The following is a 14,627-nucleotide window of genomic DNA, read 5'->3' as shown; positions in this document are numbered from 1 at the left end:
TGCCCCCATGGGGGCGCCGCTCTTGCAGATTGCCGACTTGGTCCATAGCTTCGGCGCCTTGCGTGTGCATGACGGCGTCAGCTTCGCCGTCGAAGCCGGCACCATCACCGGTCTCATCGGCCCGAACGGTGCCGGCAAGACCACGCTCTTCAGCGTCATCGCCGGCGCGCTGGCACCCATGGCAGGCGCCATCTGGTTCGACGGAAGCCGCATCGACGGCGAGCCGCCCGATCGCATCTTCCGGGCGGGCCTCGCCCGCACCTTCCAGATCCCCCGGCCGTTTCCCGAGATGACGGTCTTGGAGAACGTCATGCTGGCGCCGATCGCCCAGGCGGGCGAGCGCTTCTGGATGAATTGGTTCAGCTTCGCCAAGGTCCGTTCCGAGGAAGCCCGCCTGCGCGAGCGGGCCATGGAGATCCTGGGATTCACCGGCTTGGCCGAGAAGGCGACGGAGCGCGCCGGCCAGCTCTCGGGCGGTCAGCAGAAGCTTCTTGAGCTGGCGCGCATCCTGATAACCGAGCCGAGGCTGATCCTCCTCGACGAGCCGGCGGCGGGGGTCAATCCGGTGCTGCTGGAATCCCTCTTGGAGAAGATCGTCCAGCTCAACCGGCTGGGCACGACGTTTCTCATCATCGAGCACAACATGGACGTGGTGATGAGCCTCTGTCGGCCGATCGTGGTCATGGCCGAAGGACGCGTCATCTATGAGGGCGATGCCGAAGGAGCACGCCTGGACCAGCGGGTCCTCGACGCCTATCTGGGCGACGTCGCGCCATGAGCCGGGGACTGCTGACGGCGGAGAACGTCAGGGCCGGCTATGTGCCGGGCATGCCGATCATCCATGACGTCTCCCTCGAGATCGCGACCGGCGAGATCGTGACCATCATCGGCCCGAACGGTGCCGGCAAGTCGACCCTGTTGAAGGCGCTGGCCGGATTGATCGCGATGGAGGCGGGAAGCGTCGTCTATGGGAAGAAAGAGTGCGCCGGCCTCTCGGCCGAAGCCATGGCCGGGCTCGGCATCGGCTTCGTCCCGCAGACGGGAAACGTGTTCGTCTCGCTCACCATCCAGGAGAACCTGAAGGTCGGCGGACACACGCTGACCGATCGGCTCCTGAAAGAGCGCCTCGAGCGCAGCTTCGAACGGTTTCCGATGCTGGCGAAACGGCGCGCCTCCCTCGGCGGCACGCTGTCCGGCGGCGAGCGCCAGACCTTGGCGATCGCGCGGGCCTTGATGACCGAACCCAAGCTCCTGATGCTGGACGAGCCGACCGCGAGCCTGTCGCCCCGGGCCGTGGGCGAGGTGTTCCAGACCTTGCGCCGTCTCGCGTCCGGCGGCGTCGCCGTGCTCATGGTCGAGCAGAATGCCAAGGCGGCACTGCGCATGTCCGATCGCGGCTATGTGCTGACCGAAGGCCGCAACCGCATGTCCGGGGCGGCGAGCGCCCTCCTCGCGGATCCGACGATGGGCCAGGCGTTTCTGGGCGGGGCGCGACGGCAATGATCGGCCAAGCCATCGCCGACGGCGTCCTCACCGGTGCGGTTCTGTCGCTGGGCGCCATCGGCGTGTCGCTCAGCCTGCAAATTCTCCGCTTCGCCAATTTCTCCCACGCGGAGCTGTTGACTGCAGGCGCCTATCTCGCCTTGAGCGTCGTCGGTTTCGCCACCGCCGGGGCCGCCATCGATCCGCTCTCCTTCGGCTGGCAGTTCCTGGCGGCCCTCTTCGTTGCCGGACTCGGCACCGGCCTTGTCGCCCTCGTGGTCGACCGGCTCGTCTTCCGGCCTTTGCGCCAACGCCGCGCCCATGCGCTCACCATGGTGTTCGCCAGCTTCGGCACGGCGCTGGTCTTGCGCAACCTGGTGCTGCTGGTCTGGGGGCCGGATGCGCATTACTACACGAGCGAGCTGCAATTCGCCGTCGAGGTGCTGCCCGATGTGCGGCTCCTGCCCGATCAGATCTTCGTGCTCCTCTTCACGCTGGGGACCGTGCTGGGCCTCCATCTCGTGCTCAAGTTCAGCCGCCTCGGCATGGCGCTTCGCGCCATGGCGGAGAGTCCGAGCCTGGCGCGGGTCTGCGGCGTCGATGTCCGGGCCATGGTGCGCTGGACCTGGTTCCTCTCCGGCATGCTGGCGGCGGCGGCGGGAATCTTCTCGGGCCTGACGGTGCAGCTCAGGCCGGAGATGGGCTTCAATCTGCTGCTCGCCATCTTCACCGCCGCCATCCTGGGCGGCCATGGCAGCCTCATCGGCGCGGTCATGGGCGGTCTCATCATCGGGCTCGCCGAAAACCTCTCCGTCCTCGTCATCCCGTCCAGCTACAAATCGGCGGTGCCGTTTCTGCTGCTGATCCTCATCCTCTACCTCCGGCCCCAGGGCCTGTTTGGGGTGAAGGCGGCAAGAGCGAGCGCGCCATGATCGGCATCATCGCCTATCTGACCTTCTTCGCGGTCGTCGTGCTGGTGCTCGGCATCGCCACGATCGGCCTCAACCTGCAATGGGGCAACACCGGCCTCTTCAACGCCGGCATCGTCGGCTTCTACGCCATCGGTGCCTACACCTTCGCCATTCTGACCGCACCCTCCCGGCCGGAGCTCATCGGCAATCTGGGGTTGCCCTGGATCGTCGGCATCGCCGGTGCCTTGGCGCTCTCGGCCTTGGCCGCCCTCCTCGTCGGGCTCGCCACCATCAAGCTCCGCGGCGACTATCTGGCCGTCGCCACCTTCGGCATCGCCGTCAGCATCCAGCTGGTGGCGCTCAACTGGGAGGGCCTGACCGGCGGCAGCCAGGGCCTGACCTCGATTCCACGGCCCTTCTCCAGCCTGTTCGCCACACCCTTCGCCTACAACCTCTTCTATCTGGCACTGATGGCGGCGGTGACGGCGCTCATCTATTGGGCGCTCGAGCGCATCGTCCGCTCGCCCTGGGGTCGCGTCTTGAAGGCCATCCGCGAAGACGAGGAGGCCGCCATCGCCTTGGGCAAGAGCGCGCAGCGCTTCCGCATGCAGGCCTTCGTGTTGGGCGCCACCCTCATGGGCCTCGCCGGCGCGCTCTATGTGAGCTTCATCGGCTTCGTCAGCCCGTTCGATTTCACGCCCATCATCACCTTCCAGATCTGGGCGATGCTGATCGTCGGCGGCAGCGGCAACAACAAGGGCGCACTCCTGGGCGCCTTCATCGTCTGGGGCATCTGGACGGCGAGCGGCACCTTGATCTCCAAGCTCATTCCCGTCGCCTATCAGGCGCAGGGCGGGGCGGTGCAAAGCATCCTGATCGGGCTCGTCCTGGTGCTGGCGCTCCTCTACAAGCCGCGCGGGCTCATCGGCGAGACCTCGGCGGTCTCCCGTCATGTCGGGTGATCTCGTCCGGCAACCGTTGTAGGCTCTTGGCGGTCAAGCATCGGACGGGAGACAAAACCATGAAACGAATCCTAGTCGTTGCCATCGGCGCCCTGCTCATCGCGGCGTCCTCCTTCGGCCAAGCCCAGGCCCAAGGCCAGGTCTCCTGTCCGGTCAAATTCGGCGGCGTCCTGCCCTTGACCGGCTCGATGGGACCAGTCGGCAAGAACATCGCCGACAGCGCCCAACTCGCCATCGACCACGTCAATCAGGGCGGCGGCGTCAAGGGCTGCCCGGTGCAGTTCATTCTGCGCGACGACCAGGGTCAGCCGACGGTTGGCGTCGACGCGGCCAAATATCTGGTCGAGGTCGAGCATGTGCCGGTGCTGTCGGGCACGGTCTCCAGCGGCGTCAGCTTGCCGATCCTGAACGCGGTGGCGGCACCCTCGAAGATTCCGATGATCAGCTGCTGCTCGACCGCGACCACCTTCACCACCTTGTCCCAGGAAGGTAAGACCGGCGGCTTCTTCTTCCGCACCTTCCCGACCGTGAAGATGCAGGCCTACACCACGGCCAAGGCGGCGGCCGACCGCGGCTACAAGAAGGTCACCATCATCTACGTCAACACCGATTTCGGCACCGGCTTGGTCAAGGACTTCTCGGCCGCGTTCAAGAAGCTCGGCGGCGAGGTAACGAAGGCGATCCCGTTCAACGACAACCAGCCCTCCTACCGGCCGGAGGTGAACCTCGCCTTGGCCGAGAAGCCGGACGCGGCGTTCTTCGTCGCCTTCCCCCAGGATGCGGCCACCATCACGCGGGAATGGCTGTCCTTGGGCGGGCACCAGAACATCATCCTCATCAACTCCGCGCGCGCACCTGAATATGTGAAGGCGGTCGGCGCCAAGTTCCTGCAGAAGGCGTTCGGCACGGATTTCGCGCCGGCCAACACCCCGCAGGTGGAGTCGTTCCGCAAGGCCTACCAGGCCGCCTTCAATCGCAGCGCCGACGGTCCGGGCCTGCCGAACCAGTACGACGCCATCGTGGTGATGGCGCTCGCCATGAACATGGCGCCCGATCTCTCCGGGCCGGCGATCCGCGATGCGGTGCGCAAGATTCAAAACGCATCCGGCACCGTCGTCGGCACCGGGCCGGATGAGTACAAGAAGGCGATCCAGCTCATCAAAGAGGGCAAGCCGATCCGCTACAGCGGCGCCACCGGCCCATTGGAGTTCGACGCCAATGGCGATGTGAGCGGGCTCGGCCTGGTGTGGAACATCAAGGGTGAGGAGCTCGGCATCGACCATACCTTCTCCGCCGAGGAGATGGCGGCCTTGATCAAGCAGGTGGACGGCTGAGCGGCGGGGGCGAGGGTCCCGGCGACGGCGATGGCGCGGCAATGGATCTATTCCGGCTCCAAATATGAGGAGCTGGCGGGTTATGCCCGCGCCGTCGTCGATGGCCGCTTCGTCTTCGTCAGCGGCACCGTCGGCGCCGACTTCAAGACCGGAGCCTTCGCCGACGGTGCGGAAGCGCAGAGCGAACAGGCGATCGCCAATATCCGCGAGGCCTTGGCGAAGGCCGGCTCCAGCCTGGAGGACGTGGTCCGGGTCAGGGTCTATGTGCCCGATCCCGCCGACGTCATGACCGTGTCCAGGGTGATGAAGCGGCACTTCGACAAGACCCGGCCGGCGAACACCACCATCTGCACGCCCTTGACCTTCCCGGAGATGAGGGTCGAGATCGAGGTGACAGCGCTGAAGCCCGAGGCCTAGGCGCCGGGCGTCCGCTCACGCCGCTTTGCGCGTGGGAATGCGGCGGAGGCGTGCGCCACGCTAAAGCAGCGTGCGAAGCTCCTCGACTGTGAGCCCGGCGTCGCGGACGATGCCGCCCATGGTGAAAGCGTTGACCGGATTGTGGCGCGGGATCGTCACGATCCGGACCCCGTTGGTCATGACGATATGCTTGCCCTGACGGGCGATCCGGAAACCAGCCTTCTCCCGGGCGCGGACCGCCTCGAGATGATTGACGCCGGCGATCTTGGGCAAGCTTAGGGAGCGACCTCGATCTCGCGGATGTCCTCGCCCTTTAGCTGCTGCTCGACGACCGCCAGGTAGTCCCGAATCGCGTCGCGAATATTCTCGAGGGCCTCCGGCTCGGTTGCCCCCTGAGACCAGCAGCCGGGCAGCCCGGGCACGGAAACGCTGTAACCTTCTTCTGAATGGCGAAGAGCGATCCGGTATCTCATCAGGGACCTCTTGGACCTTGCTTATGCATCATACACCCAACCCGCTCGGCCGACAGCGTCCGATCGTTCGTCGGGTATTTGATTTGAACCAATCGCCTCGTGCCCTCCCCGACAGCAGCCTCGCGGACAGCGATTTCCCGGTGCGCAGAAATTATCACCCTTGGCGAGCAGCGCCGAGCGCTTGCGCCAGCCGTCTGACCGCAGGCTCGATCTCGTCCTCGGCCACCGGCGCGTAGCCGAGGAGCAGGCCTTGGGCGCCGACCGGCCCGTGGAAGTAGCTGGAGAGCGCCGGTGCGGTGATGCCCGAAGCGGCGGCGAGCCCTGAGAGAGTGCGGTCATCCTGGCGGCCGGCGAGGGCCCGGCCGAGCCGGGCCACCAGATGCATGCCCGCTGCGCATGGCTCGATGTCGAGAAGACCGGAAAGATGCCGCCCGGCCGCATCCAGCAGAATTTCCTGGCGCGCCTGATAGCGCCGGCGCATGCGCCGGATGTGGGCGACGAAATGCCCGGCGTCGATGAACTCCGCCAGCGCCGGCTGGGCGATCGCGGAGGGATAGTCATCGAGGCTGGGGCGGACCCTCGCCACGATGTCGACGAGCTCCGGCGGCACCACCAGATAAGCCAGGCGCAGCGAGGCGAACAGCACCTTGGAGAAGGTACCGACATAGACGACGCGGCCTTCCTCATCGAGGCCCTGGAGGGCGGCGAGCGGTCGGCCGCCATAGCGGAACTCGCTATCGTAGTCGTCCTCGAGGATCCAAGCGTCGCTCCGCTTCGCCCATTGGATGAGCTCGAGGCGGCGCGCCAAGCTCATGGTGACGCCCAAGGGATATTGGTGCGAGGGGGCGACCGCGATGAGGCGGACTCGAAGCCCGCTCGCCACCGTCATGCCGAACTCGTCGACCGGCACCGGGACGAGAAGCGCGCCGTTCGCCGCCAAGGTACCGCGCAGCCCCGGCCATCCCGGCTCCTCCACGCAGGCGATGTCGCCGTGGTCGATCAGCGCATGCGCCGCCAGATCCACCGCCTGGCGGGCGCCGTTGACGATGAACACCTGCTCCGGCGCGCAGACGACGCCGCGCATCGCCCCTAGATAGCGGGCGATCGCGCGGCGCAAGCCCTGATGCCCTTGCGCCTCGCCGGGCCCGACCAAAGCCGCCGGGGGATCCCGCCAGGATTTCGCCAACAGCCGCGACCACAGGGCAAAGGGAAACTCGCGATGATCGGCCAACCCCGGTGTAAAGGCGCCGCCGGTGACGAGGCGTTGCGGGGCGGAAACGGCGAGCTGTCGGCTGCGCCCTGACGGTTTCAGCGTCGCGGCCTTCTCAGGCCGCGGCGTCGGCTGCCGCGCCGGCAGAGCCGGCTCCGGGGCGAGTGCGGCCACGAAGCTGCCCGAGCCCCGCCGGGGTGCGAGGTAGCCCTCGGCGGTCAGCTGATCCAAGGCGGCGAGCACGGTGTTGCGGGAGATGCCGAGCTCTTGGGTCAAGAGCCGGCTCGACGGCAACCGCATGCCTGAGGTCAAGCGGCGCCCCAGGATCGCCTCCCGGAGCTGCTGATAGAGTTGGCGATGCAGCGGCAGCGGACCCTCGGGGTCGAGGGACAGCGATAGGAGGGGCTGGCGAGCCGAGCGGTCGGTGCGTGGGGTGGCGGTCACCTTGGTCTCCAAACTGGTACTATCATTCAAGCAAATCTGGACCTTACTTTCCAACCACTTTATGGGCGATGGTCGGCCTTGCAAGGGAGATCGAGGAGCAGCCATGGACGCCTACACGCCGACCCCGCGCTCGCGCATCAAGCGCCTGCCGAAGCGGGCGCACTACGATCGCCAGACCGTGCACGCCGTGCTCGATGCCGCCTTCATCGCCCATGTCGGCTACGTCATCGACGGACAACCCTATGTGACGCCGACCTCGTTCTGGCGCGAGGGTGAGGCGCTGTACTGGCACGGCTCCTCGGCGAGCCGCATGCTGCGCGCGCAATCGGTGGGCCTCAAGGTGTGCCTGACCGTGACCCACGTCGATGGGCTGGTCATGGCCCGCTCCGGCTTCCACCATTCCATCAACTATCGCTCGGTGCTGGCCTTCGGCACCGCGCATAAGCTCGAAGATGGCGCCGCCAAGCTGAAGGCGCTCGAAGCCTTCGTCGAGCGGGTGGCACCCGGGCGCTGGGCAGAGATCCGCCCGCCCAACGCGCAGGAGTTGAAGGCGACAACGGTGATGGCGATGACCATCGAAGACGCCGTCGCCAAGGTGCGCACCGGCCCGCCGGTGGACGACGAGCCGGACTATGCGCTGCCCGTCTGGGCCGGCGTGGTGCCGCTCACGACCGTTGCCGGCCAGGCCATCGCCGATCCCAGATTGAAGCCCGCGACGCCGCTGCCGGATTATCTGAAGGCGTTCACCACCGCTGATGCCGTCGACGACCTGCTGGCGAACTATGCCGCCGACTGAGTCCGTGGGCGGTGCTGCTCCTGCGCTAGGCCGGGCCGCCATCGCGATCACTCCGCTGGCACCGGCGGACCGCGCACGTTGGGAGGATCTCGCGCGCGGCTACAAGACCTTCTACGAGACCGAGCTGCCTCCATCCCGCTATGAGGCGACGTGGCAGCGTTTGCTCCGCGGCGACGGCATTTACGGAGTCGGCGCGCATCTCGATGGGGCACTGGTCGGAATCGCGCACTATCTCTTCCACGCTCATGTCTGGATGGACGACATCTGCTATCTGCAGGATCTGTTCGTCGACGAGAGGGCGCGCGGCCGGGGTGTGGCCCGCGCGCTGATCGAACGGGTGGCGGAAGCGGCCCGCCAGCGGGGCGCCCCCCGGTTCTACTGGCAGACCAGGCAAGACAACGCGCGGGCCCGCGCCCTTTACGACACGCTGGCACGCTTCAACGGCTTCATCCGCTACGACTATCCGGTGGAATAGAGTCGCGGGCATCCAAAGCTTCGGCTTGAACCTTGATCCGGCCGCTTTCTCGCCTCCCTCTCCCCAAATCCCGGCGCAGGGTTTCCCGTGATCGGACGTGAATTGGTCGGTTACACCCGATACCCCCATCTATATGGGCAGAGGCCTTCGCATGCTGCGGCGGCCTCTCTTGCACATTCGAAGGAGCAGACCGATGGTGCCGACACGCCGCAGTTTCCTAGCGGCCTTCCTCGCTGGATCCGGCCTTGCGCCGTTGGCGCTCCATCGCGCCGCCGCTCAGGCCGCACCTCCCCTGGAGCTCACGCCGGAATGCATCGACCATGCTCCGGTTACGCTTGCTCAAACCGAGGGCCCCTACTTCAAGCCCAATGCCCCGCTGAAGCGCGACCTCGCCGCCGACGCGCCTCGGGGCGAGAGGATTGCGGTCGCCGGTTTCGTCGTCGACGCCGCTTGCCGGCCGGTTGCGAAGGCGCTCATTCAGCTTTGGCATGCCGACGAGAGCGGCGCCTACGACAACACCGGATTCAGGTTGCGGGGTTATCAGCTGACCGACGACAGCGGGCGCTGGTGGTTCGAGACGATCGTGCCGGCCCTCTATCCCGGCCGCACCCGGCACTACCATGTGAAGGTGCAGAGGCCCGGCGGCCGCGTGCTGACGACCCAGCTGTATTTCCCGGGCGAGCCGCAGAATCGCCGCGATCCGATCTTCAACGAAAAGCTGCTGATGAAGATCGGCGACTCGGGCGAAGGCAAGATCGGCCGATACGATTTCGTGCTGTCATAACGGATGTGGCTCTAGACCGCTCGCTCGCGCAAGCCGTCGGCGGTCAGCGCATCCTTGAGCGCCAGGTGAATCTGATCCGGTCCGCCGGCGACCGCGCCAACCCTGCGCACCGAGGCGTGCAACATGACGGTGTCGCCCGGGGCGACACCCAATCGGCGAAAATCGTCGGCAAGCTCATGTCGCGAATACATGACGGGCCCTCCCCCGTGACACGCGGGCCGGGCATGCCCCCACCCCGACCCTCCCCCACGCTACGCATGGGGGAGGGAGTCTAAAGACTCGCCTCTATCACCCTCCCCCAGCTCGGCTGGGGGAGGGCCGGGGTGGGGGCGACGTCGGCGGAACTAAAGATCCAGTTCGACGGTGACCGGCACGTGGTCGGAGGCTTTCTCCCAGCCCCGCGCGCGGGCGAGCACCTCGGCCCGCTCCAGCGATTTCGCCAAGGGCTTGGTCACCCAGACATGGTCCAAGCGCCGGCCGCGGTTGGAGACCTGCCAATCATGGGCCCGGTAGCTCCACCAGGTGTAGAGCTTCTCGCTCGCCGGCACGAAGTGGCGCACCGCATCGACCCAGCCGAGGCCGCGCTGCATGGCCGTCAGCTTCTCCACCTCGATCGGCGTGTGCGAGACCACGTCCAGGAGCTGCTTATGCGACCACACATCATGCTCCAAGGGAGCGATGTTGAGATCGCCCACCAGGATCATCGGCTTCGAGGGCTTGCGGGCGCCGCCGAACCAGCTTGTGACCTCATCCAGGAAGCGGAGCTTGTGGGCGAACTTGTCGTTCTCTTCGGGATCGGGCACGTCGCCCCCGGAAGGGACGTAGATATTGTGCACCTCGATGCCGTTGGCGAGCGCGCACCAGATATGCCGGCTGTCGGTCTTGTCGCACCAGTCGAGGGTATCCTTGCCGGCGAAGGGCTTGCGGGCGAGGATGGCGACACCGTTGTAGCCCTTCATGCCGGAGACCGCCTGGTGGGCGTAGCCGATCTCGGCCAAGGGCTCGGCCGGAAACAAGGGCGTGTCGACCTTGATCTCCTGCAGGCAAAGGAGATCGGGCTTCAGCTCCGTGAGGATCCGCTTCACCAGATCGATGCGAAGCCTGACCGAGTTGACGTTCCAGGTGGTGATCCTGAAGCTCATTTGGCGTAGCGGATGGAAAGATCGGCGACACCTTCGATGTGGCCTTCGAGGAGGTCGCCGGGCTGGACCGGGCCCACGCCTTCGGGCGTGCCGGTATAGATGAGATCGCCGGCGGCGAGCTCCACCAGGCCGGAGAGGAAGGCGATGGTCTCGGCCACGTTCCAGATGAGATCGCCGAGGGCGCCTTCCTGCTTGACCGTGCCATTGACCTTGAGCTGGATCTTGCCGCGGCTCGGATGGCCGATGCGCTTTGCCGGCACGATCGCCGAGCAGGGTGCCGATCGGTCGAAGCCCTTGCCCATGTCCCAGGGCTTGCCGGTCGCCTTGGCGGCGTTCTGCAGATCGCGCCTGGTCATGTCGAGACCGGCCGCATAGCCGTAGACGAGGTCGAGGGCGGTTGCGACCGGGACCTTGGCGCCGCCGGCTTTGAGCGCCACCACCAGCTCGAATTCGTGGTGCAGATTCTTCGTCGCCGGCGGAAATGGAATGGTGGCGCCGTCGGCGACGATCGCATCCGCCGGTTTGGCGAAGAAGAACGGATCCTCGCGGGTGGGATCGGCCCCCATCTCGCGGGCGTGCGCGGCGTAGTTGCGTCCCACGCAGTAGATGCGGCGCACCGGGAAAAGGACCGCCTCGCCCGCGACCGGCACCGTCGGGATGGCCCAGATCGGGATGGCATAGAGAGGCTCGGCGCGGATTTTCGAGGCAGTCATGGTCGAGGGTGCTCCGTCGTTTTTGGAATAGGGGGCGCTTTTGGAATCGGGCGCGCTTCTAGAAAACGTGGAATTGCCCGTGGATGACGCCGAGCGGCCAACGCCCGGCGGCGAACAGACGATGCTTGGTCGAGAAGGGATGGTCGGCATTGCCGCCGGTCGCCAGCGCCAGGGCTGCTTGATAGCAAGCTTGCGTGGCAGCCGTCGTGGCCACGCGCAGCAGCGCCGGATCGGCGGCACCCGACCGCGCCGATACCAGGGCGGCGGCGCCGTTGACGGCATCGGAGGCCGCTTCCGTCACCCGGTCCAGAGCGTCGATGAGCGCCACCCCGACGATCAGCCGGCGCGCCTGGGCGAAGAGTCGTTCGTGCAGCTCCCGTTCCGCATCCTGCCAGGACGGATCCCAGCTCGCCCCCTTCGCCAGGGCCTTGGCCTCTGCCCAGTCGGCGACAGGATTGATCGTCCAGCGGCCGACGGCGAGGGCGGCCAGATAGGAGGCGGCTTCGCCAAGCTCGGCCGCGGTCAGGCGGGCGCCCACGGCCGCGAACCACGAGCCGTTGGAGATGAGCTGGCGAAAGCGATCGATCGCGGCCAGCGCCGCCTCGGGCCCGGGCGGCGGTGGCGGCGGCTGGTTCAGGGGAATGGTCTTCATTCGGATCGCCGGAGATCTTCCATCAAAGGGCGGCGCTGCTCAAGGTGCCGCCGCCACCGCCCGGCCGCCCATGGCTTTATCCGCCTCGGTGGTGAACGGATCGGCGTGGAGATCCTCGCTTCTGAGGCCGCGCTCGAGCAAGACCGGGGCGACCGCCTCCACCATCACCGGCGGCCCGGCGACATAGGCCTTGGCCCCGGCGAGATCGGCGAAGTCCGCCGCCACCGCCTGGTGCAGCATGCCGGTGCGACGCAAGGTGCCTGGCTCGGGCTCGGAGAGCACGGGATGGACCGTGAGATTCGGGAAGTCGCGGGCGAGCCTTCGAAAATGCTCCTCCAGATAGAGGTCGCGCTCGCTGCGAACGCCGAAATAGAGATGAATCGGCTGGGATTGCCCGTGGGCCAGCGCGGTTTCCACGATCGATTTGATCGGTGCCAGGCCGGAGCCGCCGGCGAGCGCCAGGATCGGGCCCCGATGCGCCTCGCGGAGATAGCACTGGCCGAAGGGACCTTCGAGGCCGACCCCGTCACCCATCTGCAAGGCCGAGGTGACGAAGCGGCTGGCGGCCCCGCCCACCATGCGCCTGATGTGGAAGTCGAGCCGTGCCTCGCTCGGGCGATTCGCCATCGAATAGTCGCGGGGTGCCTGTCCCGGGAAGGTCAGGCTCGCATATTGACCGGCGGCGAAGGTGAAGGGGCGACCGGTCTCGATGGCGAGCGTGACGCGCTTGATGTCATGGGTGAGGTCGGCGAGATCCACGACCCGGCAGCCGAGGAGGCGAACGGGATGCAGCACCTCATCCGGAGGCTCGAGCCATGCGACCTCGACCGGCGCGGCGGCCCGCGCCCGGCAAGCCAGGATCAGCCCACGCCGGCGCTCGGCCTCGCTCAAGGCGAACTTGGAATAAGGCGACAAGATCACCTCGCCGGCAACGAGAAGCGACTTGCACGCCCCGCAGGTGCCGGACCGGCAGCCATGGGGATAGGGCACGCCCGCCGCGAGCGCTGCCTCCAGGATGGTCCGATCCGGCTCGGCGGCAATGGGCTCGGGCCATTGCCTGATGGTGACGGTGACCGCCATGCTTTGAAGATCCCGGTGCAACCGGCGCGCCGGCGCCTGCAGCCTGCACTATAGGACGCGACGCGAGAACTTGATGGGCCGCGACGGCTAAGCCGCGCGGGCCCGAGCCCGCGCTTCGGCGCGCTCGCGGCAGGCCCGCGCGAAGGCCTGGAACAATGGCTTGGAGACCGGACTTTCCAGGCTCGGATGCTCGGGATGCCATTGCACGCCCAAGGCGAAGGCGCGGGCGCCGATGACGCTGACCGCTTCGATGAGGCCGTCGGGGGCGGTCCCCTCCACCATGAGCCCGGCGCCGAGCCGGTCGATGCCCTGGGCATGGAGCGAGTTCACCATCACCTCCTCGGCGCCGTAGAGACGGGCGAGCATGCCGCCTGGCGTCAGATGCAACGGATGCGCCGGGTCGTAGCGCCGGTCGATCGCCTTCGACTTGTCGGAGCGATGGTCGCGCTTGCCGTCGACCTCGTGCACGAGCTGGTGCAGGCTGCCGCCGAAGGCGACATTCAGCTCCTGGATGCCGCGGCAAATCGCCAACAAAGGCAGACCCGCGGCCACCGCCTTGCGGATCAGCGGCAGCGTGGTGGCATCGCGCTTGGGATCGTGCTCGGTGCCTTCGCGCGACGCCGGGCCGCCATAGTGGTGCGGCTCGACATTGGAAGGACTGCCGGTCAACAAGAGGCCATCGAGGCGGGCAACGAGCTCATCCAGGTCGACGTTGCCGCCGAGTGCTGGGATCAGCACCGGCAAGCCCTCGGCGCCGTTGACCACGGCGTTGATGTATTTCTCGCCGACATGGTGAATCGGCCCGGGGGTCTTGATGCGGGCGCAGGCGGGAATGCCGATCAACGGCGTCATGACGCCATCCGCTAGGGTTCTAAGATCCCTATGAAATACCGCGAGGCAGGGCCGATCGGCAAGCGCGGCGACGCCTCGACGCTACAAGAACCCGTGCGTCGGCGGAGGCGGAGCGGCGGCTAACGGGCGCCCGAACTGCGCGTCCGGGGGTCGGTGAATTCGAAGCGCTTGGGATCGATCGGGCCGCCCAGGACCGGATCCAACAGCGCCACCTGGGTCTCGATGCCCTGGCCGTCGACCACGGTCCATTGCTTCAGCTGCAAGGGTTGGTCGGAGAAGATGAGGGTGACGCGCCCGGCCTCCGGCTCAGCGGTGCGCGCCAAGGTCACCCGGATGACGCCGGGGCCGTGCTGCAGGCGCGTTACCGTGACCTCGCCCGAGAGCTGAACCGGCTCCTGGACCAAGACGCCGGCCGGGGTGGAGCTGGTCGGCACATAGGTCACCTGCTGCAGGGTCTTGTCGTAATAGACAAGCTGGCCCGAGGCGCTGACGATGAGCACCGGCGTGGGCGGATCGTATTCGATGCGCAGCTTGCCCGGCCGCTGCAAAAACAGCGTGCCGCTGGCAACCGATCCGTCGCTCGCCGTCTGCATGAAGGGCGAGACCATGGTGCGCACGCCATTGAGATAGCCCTCGATGCGCGAGAGATCGGCGCGGTCGCGATCGTTGAGCGGCGCCGGCTCCGGCGGCTTGGCGGCGAGATCCGGGGCGGGGAGGAGGGCGAGCCCGAGGGCGAGGGCCGCCGCGGCAAGGATTGGCATCCGCATGACGGGGTGTAGATGGCGCTCCTCGCGGCGAGGCGCAAGGCCGAGGTGCCCCCACCCCGGCCCTCCCCCGCCTGGCGGCGAGGGAGGGGGTAAGAAGTGCGCTTCCTACTCCCTCCCCCGCGCGTAAGCGTGG

General features: G+C 67.1%; 19 protein-coding genes. 9 read left to right on the top strand and 10 right to left on the bottom strand.

What is annotated here, in order from left to right; all coding sequences use genetic code 11:
* The first annotated feature begins 7 nt into the window (after positions 1–7).
* From HY058_20775 to HY058_20750, 6 genes are read left to right on the top strand one after another with little or no spacing between them, the layout of a single operon-like run.
* Positions 8–778 (top strand): ABC transporter ATP-binding protein, encoded by a 771-nt coding sequence (locus tag HY058_20775; protein ID MBI3499738.1) that lies wholly within the window; start codon positions 8–10, stop codon positions 776–778.
* Complete coding sequence (locus tag HY058_20770) at positions 775–1,503, top strand: ABC transporter ATP-binding protein (GenBank protein MBI3499737.1); 729 nt, start codon at positions 775–777, stop codon at positions 1,501–1,503. Before HY058_20775 ends, HY058_20770 begins: the two co-directional genes overlap by 4 nt.
* Positions 1,500–2,414 (top strand): branched-chain amino acid ABC transporter permease, encoded by a 915-nt coding sequence (locus HY058_20765; GenBank protein MBI3499736.1) that lies wholly within the window; start codon positions 1,500–1,502, stop codon positions 2,412–2,414. Before HY058_20770 ends, HY058_20765 begins: the two co-directional genes overlap by 4 nt.
* Entirely contained in the window at positions 2,411–3,355 is a 945-nt protein-coding gene (locus tag HY058_20760; GenBank protein ID MBI3499735.1) for a branched-chain amino acid ABC transporter permease, read from the top strand. Before HY058_20765 ends, HY058_20760 begins: the two co-directional genes overlap by 4 nt.
* 59 nt (positions 3,356–3,414) lie before the next feature.
* Positions 3,415–4,689 (top strand): ABC transporter substrate-binding protein, encoded by a 1,275-nt coding sequence (locus HY058_20755; protein ID MBI3499734.1) that lies wholly within the window; start codon positions 3,415–3,417, stop codon positions 4,687–4,689.
* A gap of 30 nt (positions 4,690–4,719) precedes the next feature.
* Positions 4,720–5,106 carry a RidA family protein gene (locus HY058_20750; protein ID MBI3499733.1) on the top strand — a complete coding sequence of 129 codons (387 nt, stop codon included), beginning with the start codon at positions 4,720–4,722 and terminating at the stop codon, positions 5,104–5,106.
* A 60-nt stretch (positions 5,107–5,166) separates the two neighbouring features.
* Here HY058_20750 and HY058_20745 read toward each other — a convergent pair whose 3' ends face one another.
* The 3 genes from HY058_20745 to HY058_20735 form a co-directional block, all read right to left on the bottom strand.
* Positions 5,167–5,379, bottom strand: coding sequence for a type II toxin-antitoxin system HicA family toxin (locus HY058_20745; protein MBI3499732.1), 213 nt, complete (start codon positions 5,377–5,379; stop codon positions 5,167–5,169).
* A gap of 2 nt (positions 5,380–5,381) precedes the next feature.
* The gene (locus tag HY058_20740; protein MBI3499731.1) at positions 5,382–5,579 is read right to left on the bottom strand and encodes a type II toxin-antitoxin system HicB family antitoxin; all 198 of its coding nucleotides are present in this window, start codon (positions 5,577–5,579) and stop codon (positions 5,382–5,384) included.
* Between the two features lie 154 nt (positions 5,580–5,733).
* Complete coding sequence (locus tag HY058_20735) at positions 5,734–7,338, bottom strand: PLP-dependent aminotransferase family protein (GenBank protein ID MBI3499730.1); 1,605 nt, start codon at positions 7,336–7,338, stop codon at positions 5,734–5,736.
* On the opposite strand from HY058_20735, the gene HY058_20730 reads away from it, so the two are divergent.
* The 3 genes from HY058_20730 to HY058_20720 all read left to right on the top strand — a co-directional run bounded on the left by HY058_20730 (position 7,337) and on the right by HY058_20720 (position 9,288).
* Complete coding sequence (locus HY058_20730; protein MBI3499729.1) at positions 7,337–8,029, top strand: pyridoxamine 5'-phosphate oxidase family protein; 693 nt, start codon at positions 7,337–7,339, stop codon at positions 8,027–8,029. The two genes, HY058_20735 and HY058_20730, sit on opposite strands and share 2 nt — an antisense overlap.
* Positions 8,016–8,504 carry a GNAT family N-acetyltransferase gene (locus tag HY058_20725; protein ID MBI3499728.1) on the top strand — a complete coding sequence of 163 codons (489 nt, stop codon included), beginning with the start codon at positions 8,016–8,018 and terminating at the stop codon, positions 8,502–8,504. The genes HY058_20730 and HY058_20725 overlap by 14 nt, the downstream gene beginning before the upstream one ends.
* 193 nt (positions 8,505–8,697) lie before the next feature.
* Entirely contained in the window at positions 8,698–9,288 is a 591-nt protein-coding gene (locus HY058_20720; GenBank protein ID MBI3499727.1) for an intradiol ring-cleavage dioxygenase, read from the top strand.
* An 11-nt stretch (positions 9,289–9,299) separates the two neighbouring features.
* Here HY058_20720 and HY058_20715 read toward each other — a convergent pair whose 3' ends face one another.
* From HY058_20715 to HY058_20685, 7 genes are all read right to left on the bottom strand, one after another.
* On the bottom strand, positions 9,300–9,479 hold the full coding sequence (locus HY058_20715; protein ID MBI3499726.1) for a hypothetical protein: 180 nt from the start codon (positions 9,477–9,479) through the stop codon (positions 9,300–9,302).
* Between the two features lie 153 nt (positions 9,480–9,632).
* Positions 9,633–10,430 carry an exodeoxyribonuclease III gene (gene xth / locus HY058_20710; protein MBI3499725.1) on the bottom strand — a complete coding sequence of 266 codons (798 nt, stop codon included), beginning with the start codon at positions 10,428–10,430 and terminating at the stop codon, positions 9,633–9,635.
* Complete coding sequence (locus HY058_20705) at positions 10,427–11,143, bottom strand: fumarylacetoacetate hydrolase family protein (GenBank protein MBI3499724.1); 717 nt, start codon at positions 11,141–11,143, stop codon at positions 10,427–10,429. Before HY058_20705 ends, xth begins: the two co-directional genes overlap by 4 nt.
* A gap of 58 nt (positions 11,144–11,201) precedes the next feature.
* Positions 11,202–11,795, bottom strand: coding sequence for a hypothetical protein (locus HY058_20700; GenBank protein MBI3499723.1), 594 nt, complete (start codon positions 11,793–11,795; stop codon positions 11,202–11,204).
* A 39-nt stretch (positions 11,796–11,834) separates the two neighbouring features.
* On the bottom strand, positions 11,835–12,875 hold the full coding sequence (locus HY058_20695; protein MBI3499722.1) for a 2Fe-2S iron-sulfur cluster binding domain-containing protein: 1,041 nt from the start codon (positions 12,873–12,875) through the stop codon (positions 11,835–11,837).
* 87 nt (positions 12,876–12,962) lie between these two features.
* Positions 12,963–13,727 (bottom strand): gamma-glutamyl-gamma-aminobutyrate hydrolase family protein, encoded by a 765-nt coding sequence (locus HY058_20690; protein ID MBI3499721.1) that lies wholly within the window; start codon positions 13,725–13,727, stop codon positions 12,963–12,965.
* 119 nt (positions 13,728–13,846) lie between these two features.
* Positions 13,847–14,494 carry an outer membrane lipoprotein carrier protein LolA gene (locus HY058_20685; GenBank protein MBI3499720.1) on the bottom strand — a complete coding sequence of 216 codons (648 nt, stop codon included), beginning with the start codon at positions 14,492–14,494 and terminating at the stop codon, positions 13,847–13,849.
* Positions 14,495–14,627: the final 133 nt, after the last annotated feature.

Source organism: Pseudomonadota bacterium, from assembly GCA_016195085.1.
GTDB lineage: Bacteria > Pseudomonadota > Alphaproteobacteria > SHVZ01 > SHVZ01 > JACQAG01.
Note: the sequence above shows the minus strand (reverse complement) of the source record. Positions and strands in the feature narration are given on the sequence as shown.

Bases quoted from the DNA above. Each gene is read 5' to 3' on its own strand.
- HY058_20720 (MBI3499727.1), top strand. From the start codon at position 8,698: ATGGTGCCGACACGCCGCAGTTTCCTAGCGGCCTTCCTCGCTGGATCC.
- HY058_20730 (MBI3499729.1), top strand. From the start codon at position 7,337: ATGGACGCCTACACGCCGACCCCGCGCTCGCGCATCAAGCGCCTGCCG.
- xth (MBI3499725.1), bottom strand. From the start codon at position 10,430: ATGAGCTTCAGGATCACCACCTGGAACGTCAACTCGGTCAGGCTTCGC.
- HY058_20690 (MBI3499721.1), bottom strand. From the start codon at position 13,727: ATGACGCCGTTGATCGGCATTCCCGCCTGCGCCCGCATCAAGACCCCC.
- HY058_20760 (MBI3499735.1), top strand. From the start codon at position 2,411: ATGATCGGCATCATCGCCTATCTGACCTTCTTCGCGGTCGTCGTGCTG.
- HY058_20765 (MBI3499736.1), top strand. From the start codon at position 1,500: ATGATCGGCCAAGCCATCGCCGACGGCGTCCTCACCGGTGCGGTTCTG.
- HY058_20695 (MBI3499722.1), bottom strand. From the start codon at position 12,875: ATGGCGGTCACCGTCACCATCAGGCAATGGCCCGAGCCCATTGCCGCC.
- HY058_20725 (MBI3499728.1), top strand. From the start codon at position 8,016: ATGCCGCCGACTGAGTCCGTGGGCGGTGCTGCTCCTGCGCTAGGCCGG.
- HY058_20755 (MBI3499734.1), top strand. From the start codon at position 3,415: ATGAAACGAATCCTAGTCGTTGCCATCGGCGCCCTGCTCATCGCGGCG.
- HY058_20750 (MBI3499733.1), top strand. From the start codon at position 4,720: ATGGCGCGGCAATGGATCTATTCCGGCTCCAAATATGAGGAGCTGGCG.
- HY058_20700 (MBI3499723.1), bottom strand. From the start codon at position 11,795: ATGAAGACCATTCCCCTGAACCAGCCGCCGCCACCGCCGCCCGGGCCC.
- HY058_20685 (MBI3499720.1), bottom strand. From the start codon at position 14,494: ATGCGGATGCCAATCCTTGCCGCGGCGGCCCTCGCCCTCGGGCTCGCC.
- HY058_20740 (MBI3499731.1), bottom strand. From the start codon at position 5,579: ATGAGATACCGGATCGCTCTTCGCCATTCAGAAGAAGGTTACAGCGTT.
- HY058_20775 (MBI3499738.1), top strand. From the start codon at position 8: ATGGGGGCGCCGCTCTTGCAGATTGCCGACTTGGTCCATAGCTTCGGC.
- HY058_20705 (MBI3499724.1), bottom strand. From the start codon at position 11,143: ATGACTGCCTCGAAAATCCGCGCCGAGCCTCTCTATGCCATCCCGATC.
- HY058_20715 (MBI3499726.1), bottom strand. From the start codon at position 9,479: ATGTATTCGCGACATGAGCTTGCCGACGATTTTCGCCGATTGGGTGTC.
- HY058_20735 (MBI3499730.1), bottom strand. From the start codon at position 7,338: ATGGCTGCTCCTCGATCTCCCTTGCAAGGCCGACCATCGCCCATAAAG.
- HY058_20770 (MBI3499737.1), top strand. From the start codon at position 775: ATGAGCCGGGGACTGCTGACGGCGGAGAACGTCAGGGCCGGCTATGTG.